Source organism: Xenorhabdus sp. Sc-CR9 (genome assembly GCF_963897815.1).
Classification (GTDB): domain Bacteria; phylum Pseudomonadota; class Gammaproteobacteria; order Enterobacterales; family Enterobacteriaceae; genus Xenorhabdus.
The window spans coordinates 14,191-30,220 of the sequence record NZ_CAWQTY010000165.1; the positions used below are offsets into that span (position 1 = coordinate 14,191).

Sequence of the window (16,030 nt, forward strand, 5' to 3'; positions counted from 1 at the left end):
TACCCAATAAAAACAGTAGGTATATCATCGTGGTGATAGGTGAAAATGTTACTAATTCATTCAGTGACTACACTTCATTATCATCGCTGTCTTCGTCAATCTCTAGCGGAACATCTGATAAGACGATACCTGTATTGTCTGCATAGAGATAATCGCCAGAGAAGAAAGTCACACCACCGAAATTCACCCTGACATCACTTTCTCCTACCCCTTCGCTATTGGAACCGGCAGGAATGGCAGCCATTGCTTGAATGCCAATATCAAGCTCAGAAAGATAATCGACCTGACGAACTGCGCCGTAGACGACAATGCCTTCCCACTCATTATTGGCGGCTAGTTGGGCGAGTTCTGCATCAACTAGTGCCTTGCGTACTGATCCACCACCATCAACGAGCAAAATGCGGCCATGCCCATTTTCTTCTAGTAAATCATACAGCAGGCCATTGTCTTCAAAGCATTTCACCGTGATTATCTGACCACCGAATGAAGTACGCCCACCAAAGTTGGAAAAGAGTGGTTCTACCACATTTATGTCTTCTTGATAGATATCACAAAGTTCGGAAGTATCATATTTCATGGGATTTACGTCTGGTTTATGCAAGGAGCGGACAGTATATCCTTTTAAAGTCAACGTTGGCAAAATCATCAATCTTAAAGCTTAGTTATAAAATTGATACTTACTCGCTTAATTAAGCACTAATCCAATGGAAAACAGCACATTGGTCAATAATGCCACTTTGACCATTTGTACTAACTTAGGACGCATGCCTTCTGGTGTTGGATCGCGCAGTACTTGTAATATATGTTTAAATAACAAAGGAAAAGTGAGTAAAAACAGCCAGTTGACCCAACTATGTGAGTACAGCAGAGTAAAGGAAATAAGGCAGATAACAGCGCTTATTAACAGGGTTGCGTGGTAATAACGGGCCTTTTTCCCCCCCAATCTCACAGCCAATGTATTTTTTCCGTTTTGGTGGTCAGTTTCGATATCACGTAAGTTATTAATATTCAGTACTGCCACGGAGAGCAAACCACAGGCAGTTGCAGGCAGGATTGTGCTCGGGGAAAAAGAGTTCGCCTGTAGATAATAAGTACCAATGACACTCAGCCAGCCAAAGAAGATCAGGACAGAAATATCGCCCAGCCCCATATAGCCATAAGGTCTGGTTCCCACCGTATAAGTGATGGCTGCCGCAATCGCCAGTAATCCCAGTAACAAGAAACCAATAATATCGCTTGGGCTATTACCGGCGACGATGATTAGTGCTATGCCAGAAAGACAGGAGAGCAGCACAGTGAGCTTCAATGCATTTTTCATCTGTTTTGCTGTGATAAGGCCTTTTTGCATCCCGCGCATCGGGCCAATACGTTTGTCTGTATCACTGCCTTTGGTGACATCCCCATAATCATTGGCGAGGTTGGAAAGAATTTGCAGCATTGCAGCGGTTAATAAAGCGAGCAACGCCACCGGCCATTTAAAATGTCCCGTCCATGAAGCAAGGGCTGAGCCTGTTATGACAGCAGCTACAGCCAGTGGGAGCGTTTTGGGGCGTAAGCTCTCTAACCATGCCTGTATCTGACTGGTAGACGTTGTTGAACTCATATAGTCACTGTTTATCACTATTTGGTTGGTGTATGACAAATTTTATACCATCGAAAATAGAGTAATGGGAGGCTTTTAGCCTCCCATTTACTATTTCTTTGCGCTATGTTCGCACTCAGTCACGTTTACGTGAATAAGTTTGGCGAATTAGGATTATTACCGATTACAAAATAAACCGGCTCAAATCTTCATTGGCAACCAGCTCATCCAAGTGATCTTTAACGTAGTCAGCATTGATTTCAACTGATTGGCCATGGCGTTCACTGGCATCAAAAGAGATATCTTCCATCATGCGTTCAAGCACGGTATGCAGACGACGGGCACCAATGTTTTCGGTGGTTTCGTTCACTTGCCATGCTGCTTCTGCAATTTTACGGATACCATCAGCAGTGAAGTCGATATTCATGCCTTCGGTTGCCATCAGCGCTTTGTACTGTTCAGTCAGGGACGCGTTAGGCTCAGTTAGAATACGTTCGAAATCTTCAGTTGTGAGTGCTTGCAGCTCGACGCGGATTGGTAAACGTCCCTGAAGTTCTGGGATCAGATCAGAAGGGCTGGAAACCTGGAACGCACCGGATGCGATAAACAGAATATGATCGGTTTTGACCATGCCATGTTTAGTGGAAACTGTGCAGCCTTCTACCAATGGCAGGAGATCACGCTGGACGCCTTCACGGGAAACATCTGGGCCGGAAGTTTGACCACGTTTACAGATTTTATCGATCTCATCAATAAAGACGATACCGTGCTGTTCAACTGAATCAATGGCCTGTTGTTTCAATTCTTCAGGATTAACCAGTTTTGCGGCTTCTTCTTCAACCAGCAGCTTGAATGCGTCTTTGATTTTCATCTTGCGGCTTTTTTGACGCTGGCCTGCCATATTCTGGAACATGGACTGCAACTGGTTAGTCATCTCTTCCATGCCCGGGGGGGCCATGATTTCAACGCCAACCGGAGCGGCTGAAACTTCGATTTCGATTTCTTTGTCGTCTAACTTGCCTTCACGCAGTTTTTTGCGAAATGTCTGACGAGTCGAAGACGGCTCAGATTGAGATTCAGTTTGTCCCCAGTTATTTTTTGCTGGTGGCAGCAGAACATCCAGAATGCGTTCTTCCGCGAGTTCTTCGGCACGATAGCGGTTTTTCTCAATAGATTGCAGGCGTACCATTTTCACTGCGGCATCAGTCAGATCACGGATAATGGAATCGACTTCTTTACCGACATAACCGACTTCAGTAAATTTAGTTGCTTCGACCTTGATGAAAGGGGCATTAGCCAGCTTTGCCAGACGACGGGCGATTTCGGTTTTACCGACACCAGTTGGTCCAATCATCAAAATATTTTTCGGAGTGACTTCATGACGCAGGTTTTCATCTAACTGCATACGGCGCCAGCGGTTACGCAGGGCAATAGCAACAGCACGTTTCGCTTTATCTTGACCAATGATATGATTGTTAAGTTCGCTGACAATTTCGCGTGGAGTCATTTCAGACATACTATCTATCCTTACGCTTTTGAAGGTAGTTCTTCGAAGTTATGATTATGGTTAGTGTAAATGCAGATATCGCCAGCAATGGTCAGGGCGCGTTCTGTGATTTCCCTGGCACCGAGGTCGGTTGTTTCCAGCATTGCCCTAGCCGCAGCCTGTGCATATGAACCACCGGAACCAATGGCGATCAGATCATTCTCTGGCTGAATCACGTCACCGTTACCTGTAATAATCAAAGAAGCATTTTCATCTGCGACTGCAAGCAGGGCTTCCAGCTTGCGTAGCATGCGATCGGTTCGCCAGTCTTTGGCAAGTTCAACGGCCGCTTTGGTCAGGTGTCCTTGATGCATTTCCAGTTTTCGTTCAAATAATTCGAATAGCGTGAAAGCATCAGCAGTACCGCCGGCAAAACCCGCGATGACTTTGTCATTGTAAAGGCGACGCACTTTGCGGACATTGCCTTTCATAACGGTATGACCCATTGTTGCTTGTCCATCACCACCGATGACGACTTTGCCATTACGGCGAACACTTACGATTGTAGTCACGAGTTAGCCCCTGGTTACAAAATAAAATATGGTACACACGGAACATTGGCCTGTGTTCCCGCAATTGCCTGTAATTTTGCTGAGAAAAGCACCGTATGTAGGTTATTAGCTATGTAAGATGGGGGAATTTTCTGATTTTTCAACCCCCAGCAGGGCGGAGAATACAGCCGGATACACCTGCATCTGCAACACGATTGCGCATTTTTTCAGCGTCACCCTTGTTTTTGTAAGGACCCAGTACAACGCGGTGCCAATTGTCTTTGGTGGTAATCTGGCTTTCAATGCCTGCAAATGCAAGGCTGGCGCGGACGGATTCAGCCTGTCCCATCGCTCTGAAAGAGCCGCATTGTAGCATCAACTTGGACCCATTTGATGCCGGTTTTTGCTCTGGTGAAGATTGCACAGATTGTTCTGGCTGCTTTTGGGTATTTTCTTGTGCAGGAGGATTAATTATTACATGTGAGCGTGGGATGGGTTCACTGTTATAAGGCACTTCTTTCAATGAAATAGGCGGCTGACGCATGTCTGTCTGTATTTGCTCAAGTAACTGCTTCTGTTCTGCCGTAAGTTGAGTTGCTTGATTTAACGGTCGGTTCAAGAGCACAGCAGGATCTTGTATTGAAGTCTCATTAACAGGCCTATTTTCTAATTCTTTGATATAACTCCAGCGCTCTTCTGGTTTTGGTGGCAGGCCATGACCTTTGGTTTGGTGAGAAGGTTGTGGCTCATTTTGCACACTTTCTTTCTTGTTCTGTACGATGAAATAAAGACCACCAATAAAGACGACCACCAAGGCCACAGCAACGGCTAATGTAGTTTTGGGTAATCCTTGAGACTGATTTTTTTTCTTACCAGTACTTTTCTGACGGGGATTGGTACGCCCGCGACTTACATAATCTCGTTGTGCCACTGTTTAATTCACTGAGTTATTTAAAATTAAGGAATGGATAACTAATGTTACTTAACCTGTGATTATTTGCCTAGCTTTTAGGCGAACAAGTACTCTCACGAATGGTCAATTCGGCATCCAATAATCTTGAACCTTTGGAAACCAGGCGCCCCTGAAGTTGTTCCAGCAATAAAAGCATGGAGTGGTGCCCAATTTCATAACGAGGCTGCGCTACTGTGGTTAAAGCCGGTTCGCAATATTGAGCTAGTTTTAAATTATCAAAACCAACAACAGAAAGATCCTCCGGTAATTTTAATCCCATTTTTTTAGCTTGCCACATTGCACCCATTGCCATGACATCACTATGACAGAAAATAGCGCTTGGTGGCGTTGGCAAAGTCAGCAGATTTTCCGCTAAGGTAGCGCCGCTTTCGTGGGTAAAATCCCCACAGACGATATATTCTTCGCGAATGTCTTCACCTGTGCGCCGCAATGCCTGAATATAGCCTTGCAGTCGATAGTGGCACAATGGCATGGTGTCAGGCCCTGTAATACAGGCAATGCGTTTGTGTCCCAGTTTTTGCAAATGATGGGTGGCATTGAAAGCGGCTGTCAGGTTGTCAATATGGACCGTCGGCAGTTCCAGGTCTGGTGAGAATTCATTGGCCATGACCATGGGCGGCAGGTTTTTTTGTTCTTCTTTGGAAACATCGAAAGGAATATTTGAACCCAGCAGCACCATACCATCAATGCGTTTTGTAATCAGAAGGTTGATAAAGGCGTGCTCTTGCTGTTGCTGATGTTTGCAATCGCCAATCAGTACCAAATAACCATGCTCTGCTGCGGTTTCTTCAATGCCGCGAATAACTTCGTTAAAAAAAGGATCACTGATATTCGGTACGATAACCAAAATCGCTCTGGATTCATTGCGCCGTAAGTTCTTGGCAAGATTGTGGGGATAGTAACCGACTTCTAATACGGCATTCTCGACTTTTTGGCGGGTACGGGCAGAAACCTTGTCAGGATTCATAAGAGTTCTTGATACAGTTGCGGTAGAAACACCAGCTACTTTGGCAACATCTTTCATGGTTGCCAACGCGCAATTCTTTTTTTCCATAGTCCACTCCTCACTTTCTACAGGCAGCTAAACGATTGCTCTCCGGCTGCTAAAAAAACGCCAGACATCCCTGAGCAGACATTTTTGAGTGCTGAGCAGGAAGTACTGGCGGATTGTTTTCTACAGTCATATTAATAATTTCATTTTAAACTGATTAATAGACCAATCCGTTACTTTGTTTACATAAAAAGTGTGATATGAATCATTTCTTAGAGATACTTCGCAAATCAAGGAAATAATTGTCTCTATTTTTCCAAAAATGTTCTGTCCAATTTTGTCGCTTTGCGACGATGCGCAATTTTCTATTTCTGTTATTGAGTCACGGTTTTCTGTTATCAACCTTCAATGGGATCAACATCAATGTTCCATTTCACTTTGCGAGCTTGTGGCAGAGTGGTGATTTGCGGATAGATAGCCGACATCATTTTCTGGAGGAAAATGCGCGAAGGGTGTTGAATCATCAATTGCCAGCGGTAACGACCGCTTCGCTTGGCTTGTAATGCCGGTACTGGTCCCATGATCCACAAATAGTCATCACGCTGTGGGTGATGTTCAAACAGTTGGCGCATGTGCTGTAAAAATGCGGACGCTTGCTGATTGTCATGATCTTCTGAACGAAGCAAGATGTGGCTGGAAAAAGGTGGCAGATGGACTTGTTGCCGTTCTTCCATTGCTTGTTGGGCAAAGGCATCATAGCCTTTTTCCAGCATTACTTGTAAAAGCGGATGCTCAGGATGGTGGGTTTGAAGGACAACTTCTCCCCGTTTTCCGGCCCGTCCTGCCCGACCGGAGACTTGGGTATAGAGTTGGGCGAACCGTTCTGCTGCCCGAAAATCGGCAGAAAACAGGGCACCATCAACATCAAGCAAAGCAACGAGTGTAACGTCAGGGAAATGATGACCTTTTGCCAGCATTTGGGTGCCAATCAAAATTCGTGCTCCGCCTTGGTGTACTTCAGCAAGTTGCTGTTCCAGCGCACCTTTACGGCTGGTGGTATCACGGTCGATGCGGGTGACTGGAATATTGGGGAACAGTTTTGTTATGCCATCTTCCAGTTGTTCAGTACCCAGACCGACCGGAATTAAGTTAGTGGAGCCGCATTGCGGGCATTGACGCGGGATCGCGCGTTGGCTGTCACAATGATGGCAACGCAAGTGACGGTGGTTTTGGTGCAGGGTGTAATAGTGTTCACAGCGTCGGCATTCTGCTATCCAGCCGCATTCATGGCAGAGCAAGGCGGGAGAATAACCACGACGGTTCAGGAACAGAATGACCTGATTATCAGCCTTGAGGTGTTCGCGGAGGCGGTTGATAAGCGGTTGTGATAAACCAACGGTGAGTGGCAATCCTTTCAAATCAAGCAAATGCTGGGTTGCAGGTTGGGCATGGCCTGCCCGCTTGGTTAGTGTCAGTTGACGATATTTGTTCTGTTGAACATTGTATAACGTCTCCAGTGCGGGTGTGGCTGTGCCCATAATAATTGGGATATTCTCTTTTTTGGCAAGGAATACAGCCAGATCACGAGCGTGATAGCGCCAGCCTTCTTGTTGTTTGTAAGAGCTATCATGTTCTTCATCAATGATGATAACCCCCAGGTGATAAAAGGGGGTGAACAAAGCAGAGCGCGTCCCGATGACGATAGCGTTTTCCCCCCGTTTCGCCCGCAGCCAAACCGCCAGACGTTCACTGTCATTTAAAGCTGAGTGCAGAACATCAACAGGTGCATTGAAACGCTCTCGGAACCGACGGATAGTTTGTGGGGTTAGTCCTATTTCGGGTACCAGAATCAGCGCTTGTTTGCCCTGTTCAAGAATATTTTCCAGCACACTGAGATAGACTTCAGTTTTTCCTGATCCAGTGATACCCGCAAGCAGCCACGGAGAAAAAGTTTTATCTTCTGCACGGATAGCACCTACTGCAGTAGCCTGTTCTGTATTGAGCTTTAACCGCTCTCCGATAATTTCAAAATATGCATGCCAGTTTTCTGCTTCTGGTTGTATTGGGTGCAGATCTATCAGTGCTTTCTTTTTCAGTGATTGTAATGCGCTTTCACTTAATTCCAACTCAGAAACTTGGTGGCGATAAATAGGATTTTGGCGCAAAGTGGCCAGAGCCTGCTGCTGTTTGGCAGAACGTTTGAGTTGTTCAATAGGTAGCTCCCGGCCTGCTTCGGTCACCTGCCACTGCCAAAGTGGAGCAAATTCTGCATTTTTCCCCTGACGTAGCAAAACAGGCATGGCATGAAACAAAACTTCTCCCAGAGGATAGTGATAATAGCTGGCAGCCCATAGGAGCAATTGCCAGAGATCGTCAGGAAAAAGTGGCTCTGTATCGAGGACAGAAAAAATTGACTTTAGTTGTTCAGGAGGAAATTCGCTGCTGTCTGCGATAGCAATGACAACACCAATGGCATTACGCTTGCCAAAAGGCACGAGGACACGGACACCGATAGCTGGCAACGGTACCCCTGTGGGTAACAAATAATCAAAAGCGCGGGCTAGGGGGACAGGCAACACAACCTGAACAACTGTCATAAGGCGATTTCCGAATGATTAATGACCAGATAAAACGTGGCGAAAAAATTATAATGGTAAGGGTATCATAGCAAAGCGGCGGATTTCATTGCGCAATAAACCGATATTCTGTATGATCCGCCGCCTTTGGTATAGAAATTACCGATACTTATTTTTTTTATCAACACGACGTGTGGTGTCTGGCGGCAACACGGCTGGATAGCGACACGGCCTTACACAGAGGTTTCCCCCATGAAAAAAGGTATTCATCCTAAATACGAAGAAGTTACTGCGTCTTGCTCTTGCGGTAATATTATGAAAATCAAATCTACCGTAGGTCACAGCCTGAACCTGGACGTTTGTGGTGCATGCCACCCGTTCTACACCGGTAAGCAGCGTGATGTTGCGACTGGTGGTCGTGTTGATCGCTTTAACAAACGTTTCAGCGTTCCAGGTGCTAAGAAGTAATGACTTTTCTCTGCTTGTAATCAATACAGGCAGGATAGTTGAAACAAAAACGCCCAATGTTTTGCATTGGGCGTTTTTGTTATCAATATTCCCATGTTTCAGGATCAATGCCGAGTTCACGCATCATAACTTTCGCTGCTTCAGGGATTTCATCATGACGTTCTTTGCGTAAATCATTATCGTCAGGCAGAGGCTGTCCAGTGAACGCATGGAGAAACGCTTCACACAGCAATTCGCTATTTGTTGCATGACGCAAATTATTCACCTGACGACGGGTACGTTCATCTGTCAGGATCTTCAATACCTTCAATGGGATTGAAACCGTAATTTTTTTGACCTGTTCACTTTTTTTGCCATGTTCAGCATAAGGGCTGACATACTCACCATTCCACTCAGCCATGAGATACCTTAAATAGTTCTTGAATCAAGTAATTAAAATCAGAAGTTAATATATTTTTCTGATCTGTTTTCATGTTGGTAATACGGTAGTCTAGCATAATTAGACTATCGACTATATCGCTCCAGCCGCACGAACTCATAAAATATAACCAGAAGAAATATAAGGCATGAAAGTAATCATTGAGTTGCCGTATTAAACCGCAAATGATTTTGGATGTCTAGATGTATTGACGTCTATCTTGCCAGTCGTTATCCTTGCGTGACACCAATAATAATGACGATGGGTAAAGTTCATGGGATGTAAGCAAGCGACCGTTGCGGTTCACAGCGGTTTAAATACTGATGAACAATATGGTTGTGTGGTTCCGCCTATTTATCTTTCCAGTACCTATAATTTTACTGGTTTCAATGAACCCAGAACGCACGATTATTCCCGGCGTGGCAATCCGGGGCGTGATGTTGTCCAACAGGTTCTGACAGAACTGGAAGGTGGTGCTGGAGCAGTTATGACGAGCAGCGGCATGTCTGCCATCCACCTGTTGTGCACTGTATTCCTGAAACCGGGCGATTTATTAGTAGCGCCCCATGACTGTTATGGTGGCAGTTACCGTTTATTTGATAGCTTGAGTAAGCGTGGGGCATACAATGTCATTTTTGTTGATCAGGCGGATGAGAATGCCCTTAAACTGGCGTTGGCACAAAAGCCAAAACTGGTACTGATTGAAACCCCCAGTAATCCATTGCTGCGGATTGTTGATATTCAACACATTTGTAAATTAGCGCATGAGATTGGGGCGTTGACTATTGTGGATAACACCTTCTTAAGTCCAGTGTTGCAAAAGCCACTGGATTTAGGGGCTGACATCGTGGTTCATTCTTGCACGAAATATTTGAATGGGCACTCTGATCTGATTGCCGGGGCAGTTATCGCCAAAGAACTGGCAATTGCGGAAGATTTGGCATGGTGGGCCAACAATATTGGTGTGACAGCGGGCGCGTTTGACAGTTATCTGTTATTGCGTGGCATTCGTACTTTGTCTGCCCGTGTGTTACTCCAACAAAATAATGCGGCTGTCATCGCGGATTATTTGCAACAGCAGACGCAAGTGAAAAAGCTCTACTATCCGGCGTTGAAAAACCATCCGGGGCATGCAATAGCCGCCAAACAGCAAAAAGGTTTTGGGGCGATGCTGAGTTTCGAACTGGATGGTGATGAACAGACCATGCGTCGTTTTTTATCTGCGTTAAAATTATTTACTCTGGCTGAATCTCTCGGAGGCGTGGAATCGTTGATTTCTCATACTGCAACGATGACACACGCGGGGATGTCGGCAGAAGCTAGGGTTCAGGCAGGGATTACGGATTTGCTTCTTCGTGTCTCTGTAGGAATTGAAGATAGTCAGGATTTAATTACTGATCTGGATAATGCGTTTCAGGCAGCGGCAACGAGGTAATCATTAATCATGAGTGCACTGGCAACAGCGGGGGCGGAATCTGGCCGCCAGTTACATAAATTTGGCGGCAGCAGTTTAGCTGATGTGAAATGTTATCAGCGGGTTGCGGATATTATGGCGAATTATAGCCAGCCGGGTGATTTGATGGTGGTATCGGCGGCAGGCAGTACAACCAATCAGCTTATAGATTGGTTGAAATTGAGCCAGAGTGATCGGATATCAGCACATCAAATACAACAATCGTTGCGGCGCTACCAGCAAGAGTTGATCCGTGGTTTGTTGCCAGAAGCCGTTGCAGAAGAACTGGTCATAAAGTTTATCGCTGATCTGGAAAGGTTGAGCGCACTGCTGGATAAACCCGTTACAGATATCACATACGCAGAAGTTGTCGGCCACGGTGAAATCTGGTCTGCACGTTTGATGGCGGCGGTACTTGATCATAAAGGCATTCCCAGTGCCTGGCTGGATGCTCGCCAGTTTCTGCGGGCAGAACGCGTTGCCCAGCCGCAAGTCGATGTCAGTTTGTCTCAGCCTCTTCTTAGCCAGCTATTGATCCAAAATCCTAATAAGCGTTTGGTTGTCACTGGGTTTATTTCCAGCAATCAAAGTGGTGAAACAATATTACTGGGGCGTAATGGCAGTGATTATTCTGCTACACAGGTCGGTGCTTTGGCTGGAGCTAAAAAAGTCACAATTTGGAGTGATGTGGCGGGAGTTTACAGCGCGGATCCCCGCAAAGTCAAAGATGCATGTCTGTTGCCATTGCTGCGTTTGGATGAAGCCAGCGAATTGGCGCGTCTGGCTGCACCTGTACTTCATACCCGAACATTACAGCCTGTCTCTGTCAGCGATATTGATCTGCAACTGCGTTGCAGTTATCAGCCGGAACAGGGTTCTACCCGCATTGAACGAGTACTGGCGACAGGGACCGGAGCGAAAATCGTTACTAGCCATGATGATGTTTGCCTGATTGAATTGCATGTTTCCTCGGCCCATGATTTCAGACAAATTTACAAGGATATTGATTCACTGCTGAAACGTGCTCAGATTCGGCCGTTGGCAACTGGGCTGCATGCAGATTGTAACTTGATCCAACTTTGTTATACCTCTGAGGTGGTAAACAGTGCCCTTGATGTTTTACAGGATGCAGCTTTACCCGGAAGACTTTCCTTGCGTGAAGGATTGTCTCTGGTCGCACTGGTGGGAGCGGGGGTATGCAAGAATCCGTTGCATAGCCACCGTTTTTATCAACAACTAAAAGATCAACCTGTTGAATTTATTTGGCATGCCGAAGAGGGTATCAGCCTTGTTGCCGTTTTGCGCCTGAGCCAGACTTCTCACGTGATTCAGGGATTGCACCAGAGCCTGTTTCGAGCAGAAAAGCGTATTGGTTTGGTACTCTTTGGTAAAGGAAACATTGGTTCACGTTGGTTAGAACTGTTTGCCCGCGAACAGAAAAATCTTTCTGCCCGCAGTGATTTTGAATTTATTCTGGCAGGCGTTGTGGATAGCCGCCGAAGTTTACTGAATTATCAGGGGATTGATGCTGGCAGGGCATTAGCATTCTTTGATGATGAGGCAATTGGACATGAAGACGATGCACTTTTTTTATGGATGAGAGCGCATCCTTATGACGATCTTGTCGTACTGGATGTCACAGCAAGTGAAGAATTGGCCAAAGAATATATCGATTTTGCCAGTTATGGTTTTCACGTTATCAGCGCCAATAAAGTTGCCGGTTCTTCTGACAGCAATACGTATCGCTCGATCCGCGATGCCTTTGCAAAAACAGGTCGCCATTGGTTATACAATGCTACAGTTGGTGCGGGATTGCCGATTAACTATTCCGTCAGAGATTTACGGGAAAGTGGTGATACGATTTTATCTATCAGCGGTATTTTTTCCGGAACATTATCATGGTTGTTCTTGCAGTTTGATGGTTCTGTGCCTTTCAGTGATTTGGTAGAACAAGCGTGGCAGCAGGGATTGACGGAACCAGACCCGAGAATTGATCTTTCTGGTCAGGATGTGAGGCGTAAGCTGATTATTCTGGCGCGCGAAGCGGGTTATGAGATAGAACCTGATCAAGTCCGTGTTGAATCACTGGTGCCGGAAGAAGCGCGCATTGGCTCTGTTGAAGAATTCTTTGAAAACAGTGCAGCCGTCAATGCACAGATGCTTCAACGATTGGAAGCGGCACGGGAGATGGGGATGGTACTGCGTTATGTCGCACGTTTTGATATCAGCGGTAAGGCGAAAGTGGGTGTGGAAGCGGTACGTAATGATCACCCACTAGCTTCATTACTGCCGGGAGATAATGTTTTTGCAATAGAAAGCCGATGGTATCGTGATAACCCGCTGGTGATCCGTGGCCCTGGTGCGGGGCGAGATGTTACTGCGGGAGCTATCCAATCAGATTTAAATCGCCTGTCACAGCTTTTGTAGAGCCACTGTTTCTATCGGCCCATTTTGAGGCAGGGATATGACGTACTATCCCTGCCTGTATCACATCCATTCATTAAAAAAACGCCTTACTATTCCTTTTATTGAGTACAAGCAAGGCAATCAACCGGATTATCTTCTAAAAAATAAAATTTGATCAAATGTCATAAAATCCGCCCAAATTGTTTATTTTTTGATATGAATAGAGTGCTATACCTAAATAGATTTCAAGATGCAGCCAATAAAACCGCAGCTCGAAAACGGGGTATAGAGATGAGCAAAAGAACCTGTTCTTATGCCCGATAGCAAAATATGAAATATTTAAACAGAAACAGGGTAGATGCCGATTGAGCCAATCATCTGGCTAAATGGGTGACATACAGCAACACAAGGCCAGAAACCACATGAATCAACAATATTCCGCAATGCGAAGTAATGTCAGTATGCTCGGTAAGTTGCTGGGCAACACTATCAAAGAGGCTTTGGGAGAAGATATTCTTGATAAAGTTGAAACGATCAGGAAGCTATCCAAATCATCCCGAGCAGGTAATGAGGCCCATCGTCAGCAGCTTTTATCGACACTGGAAAATTTATCCAATGATGAACTCCTGCCCGTTGCCCGTGCTTTTAACCAATTTTTAAATCTGACCAATGTCGCTGAACAATATCACAGCATTTCACCACACGGTGAAGCTGCGAGTAATCCGGTAGCGTTGGCAGCATTGTTCAATCGTCTTAAAGACAAACAATTCAGCAACGATGATTTGGCCAACGCCGTTAATGAGCTGGCAATTGAATTGGTTCTGACGGCTCATCCGACAGAAATTGCCCGTCGTACTTTGATTCACAAATTGGTTGAAGTTAATGGTTGTTTGGCTCAACTTGATCATGACGATTTGGCGGATTACGAACGCAATAACATCATGCGTCGGCTGTGCCAGTTGATAGCTCAATCATGGCATACCGATGAAATCCGCAAAATCCGCCCAACCCCGATTGATGAAGCAAAATGGGGGTTTGCTGTTGTCGAAAACAGCTTGTGGGAAGGTGTGCCGGCGTTTCTGCGTGAGTTCAATGAACAACTGGAAGAATCCATTGGTTATAGTTTGCCAGTAGAAGCGGTGCCGGTTCGTTTCACTTCTTGGATGGGCGGGGATCGCGATGGTAATCCTAATGTTACTGCTGAAATTACCCGTCATGTTTTGCTGCTCAGCCGTTGGAAAGCGGCAGACTTATTCCTGAAAGATATTCAAATTTTAGTTTCTGAACTCTCTATGTCTGAGTGTACGCCTGAACTACGCCAAATGGTGGGCGGTGATCGGGTTCTGGAGCCTTATCGTGAGATTGCTAAGCAGTTGCGGTCACAATTGAATAACACGCTGGCTTATCTGGAGAAACGCCTTAAAGGTGAACAAGTTCTGCCACCGGCAGATTTATTATTACATAACGAACAGTTATGGCAGCCATTGTATGCCTGTTATCAATCGCTGAAAGTCTGCGGTATGGAAATTATCGCAAATGGGCAACTGTTGGATACCTTGCGCCGCATTCGTTGCTTTGGTTTGTGTCTGGTGCGCATTGACATTCGGCAGGAAAGTACCCGTCATACCGATGCGATTGCGGAACTGACGCAATATTTGGGAATGGGAGATTATGCAAGCTGGCCTGAAGCCGAGAAACAGGCATTTTTACTGCGCGAATTGAATTCGAAACGGCCTCTTACTCCGCGTGATTGGCAGCCAAACCCAGAAACTCAAGAGGTGTTTGAAACCTGTAAAGTTATCGCGGAATCGCCACAAGATGCGATCGCCACTTATGTTATTTCCATGGCGAAAGTACCTTCTGATGTGCTGGCAGTGAAATTATTGCTGAAAGAAGCGGGCAGCTCATTGTCATTGCCTGTTGCTCCGTTGTTTGAAACCCTTGAAGACTTGAACAATGCGGAAATGGTTATCCGGCAACTGTTGGGTATCGCATGGTATCGTGATCTGATTAAAGGCAAGCAGATGGTGATGATTGGTTACTCTGATTCTGCGAAAGATGCGGGCGTGATGGCAGCATCCTGGGCGCAATATCGGGCGCAGGATGCCTTGATCAAAGTGTGTGAAGAAGAAGGTGTCATGCTGACTCTGTTCCACGGACGCGGCGGCTCGATTGGTCGCGGTGGCGCTCCTGCTCACTCTGCTTTGCTCTCCCAACCACCGGGGAGTTTGAAGGGGGGATTGCGCGTAACGGAACAAGGGGAAATGATCCGGTTTAAGTTTGGCTTACCGCAGGTGACGATAAGTAGTCTAGCGTTGTATGCCAGTGCGATTCTGGAAGCAAACTTGCTGCCACCACCGGAACCAAAAGCAGAATGGCACCAGATCATGGAAACTCTCTCGGATGTTTCCTGCGATATGTATCGAGATTACGTCCGTGAGCAACCCGAGTTTGTGCCTTACTTTCGGGCAGCCACACCTGAACAGGAATTGGCAAAACTGCCGTTGGGTTCGCGGCCAGCTAAGCGCCGTCCTACGGGCGGTGTTGAAAGCCTGCGGGCGATCCCGTGGATATTCGCATGGACACAAAACCGCCTGATGTTACCGGCATGGCTGGGTGCTGGCGCGGCGCTGCAACAGGTGATTGACGAAGGTAAACTGTCGGCATTAACCGATATGTGTCACAACTGGCCCTTCTTCAATACCCGCATTGCCATGCTGGAGATGGTGTTTGCCAAAGCGGACTTATGGCTGGCGGAATACTACGACCAACGTTTGGTAGAGCCGCAATTGTGGCCTCTTGGAATTAAACTGCGCAACCAGCTTGCAGAGGATATCAAAACGGTGCTGACAATCTCGCAGGATGAGCAATTGATGGCGGATTTGCCGTGGATTGCGGAATCTATTGCGTTGCGTAATGTATATACCGATCCGTTGAACGTACTACAGGCGGAATTGTTGCAACGCTCCCGTCAACAGGAAGACCTTGATCCGCACCTTGAACAGGCGCTGATGGTAACAATTGCGGGCGTGGCGGCTGGGATGCGCAATACAGGTTAATATTTGATTTTATGGAAATAATAAAAGCCGGATGGGGAACTTTTCGGCTTTTTTATTTCCATTTTTC

General features: G+C 46.1%; 12 protein-coding genes. 4 read left to right on the forward strand and 8 right to left on the reverse strand.

Annotated features, from left to right (window positions below; translation table 11 throughout):
• Positions 1 to 67: 67 nt before the first annotated feature.
• The 7 genes from rraA to priA all read right to left on the reverse strand — a co-directional run bounded on the left by rraA (position 68) and on the right by priA (position 8,180).
• The gene (gene rraA / locus AACQ81_RS07970; protein ID WP_237386925.1) at positions 68 to 577 is read right to left on the reverse strand and encodes a ribonuclease E activity regulator RraA; all 510 of its coding nucleotides are present in this window, start codon (positions 575 to 577) and stop codon (positions 68 to 70) included.
• A 108-nt stretch (positions 578 to 685) separates the two neighbouring features.
• Complete coding sequence (locus AACQ81_RS07975; RefSeq protein WP_237386926.1) at positions 686 to 1,603, reverse strand: 1,4-dihydroxy-2-naphthoate polyprenyltransferase; 918 nt, start codon at positions 1,601 to 1,603, stop codon at positions 686 to 688.
• A gap of 163 nt (positions 1,604 to 1,766) precedes the next feature.
• Positions 1,767 to 3,098 (reverse strand): HslU--HslV peptidase ATPase subunit, encoded by a 1,332-nt coding sequence (gene hslU, locus AACQ81_RS07980; RefSeq protein WP_237386927.1) that lies wholly within the window; start codon positions 3,096 to 3,098, stop codon positions 1,767 to 1,769.
• Positions 3,099 to 3,109: 11 nt separating this feature from the next.
• Positions 3,110 to 3,640 carry an ATP-dependent protease subunit HslV gene (hslV, locus tag AACQ81_RS07985; RefSeq protein ID WP_092553182.1) on the reverse strand — a complete coding sequence of 177 codons (531 nt, stop codon included), beginning with the start codon at positions 3,638 to 3,640 and terminating at the stop codon, positions 3,110 to 3,112.
• Between the two features lie 139 nt (positions 3,641 to 3,779).
• Positions 3,780 to 4,550 (reverse strand): cell division protein FtsN, encoded by a 771-nt coding sequence (gene ftsN, locus AACQ81_RS07990; protein ID WP_237386928.1) that lies wholly within the window; start codon positions 4,548 to 4,550, stop codon positions 3,780 to 3,782.
• A 70-nt stretch (positions 4,551 to 4,620) separates the two neighbouring features.
• Positions 4,621 to 5,646, reverse strand: coding sequence for a DNA-binding transcriptional regulator CytR (gene cytR / locus AACQ81_RS07995; RefSeq protein WP_237386929.1), 1,026 nt, complete (start codon positions 5,644 to 5,646; stop codon positions 4,621 to 4,623).
• 335 nt (positions 5,647 to 5,981) lie between these two features.
• Positions 5,982 to 8,180 carry a primosomal protein N' gene (priA, locus tag AACQ81_RS08000; RefSeq protein WP_237386930.1) on the reverse strand — a complete coding sequence of 733 codons (2,199 nt, stop codon included), beginning with the start codon at positions 8,178 to 8,180 and terminating at the stop codon, positions 5,982 to 5,984.
• Positions 8,181 to 8,411: 231 nt separating this feature from the next.
• Here priA and rpmE point away from each other — a divergent pair, with 231 nt between their 5' ends.
• Positions 8,412 to 8,627 carry a 50S ribosomal protein L31 gene (rpmE, locus tag AACQ81_RS08005; RefSeq protein WP_237386931.1) on the forward strand — a complete coding sequence of 72 codons (216 nt, stop codon included), beginning with the start codon at positions 8,412 to 8,414 and terminating at the stop codon, positions 8,625 to 8,627.
• Between the two features lie 82 nt (positions 8,628 to 8,709).
• Here rpmE and metJ read toward each other — a convergent pair whose 3' ends face one another.
• The gene (gene metJ / locus AACQ81_RS08010) at positions 8,710 to 9,027 is read right to left on the reverse strand and encodes a met regulon transcriptional regulator MetJ (protein ID WP_237386932.1); all 318 of its coding nucleotides are present in this window, start codon (positions 9,025 to 9,027) and stop codon (positions 8,710 to 8,712) included.
• A gap of 292 nt (positions 9,028 to 9,319) precedes the next feature.
• Between metJ and metB the strand changes: the two genes are divergently transcribed.
• The 3 genes from metB (at position 9,320) to ppc (ending at position 15,963) form a co-directional block, all read left to right on the forward strand.
• A complete protein-coding gene (gene metB / locus AACQ81_RS08015) occupies positions 9,320 to 10,480 on the forward strand; it encodes a cystathionine gamma-synthase (RefSeq protein WP_237386933.1) in 1,161 nt (386 codons plus the stop codon).
• Between the two features lie 9 nt (positions 10,481 to 10,489).
• Positions 10,490 to 12,925, forward strand: coding sequence for a bifunctional aspartate kinase/homoserine dehydrogenase II (locus AACQ81_RS08020; protein ID WP_237386934.1), 2,436 nt, complete (start codon positions 10,490 to 10,492; stop codon positions 12,923 to 12,925).
• Positions 12,926 to 13,326: 401 nt separating this feature from the next.
• Positions 13,327 to 15,963 carry a phosphoenolpyruvate carboxylase gene (gene ppc / locus AACQ81_RS08025; RefSeq protein WP_237386935.1) on the forward strand — a complete coding sequence of 879 codons (2,637 nt, stop codon included), beginning with the start codon at positions 13,327 to 13,329 and terminating at the stop codon, positions 15,961 to 15,963.
• Positions 15,964 to 16,030: the final 67 nt, after the last annotated feature.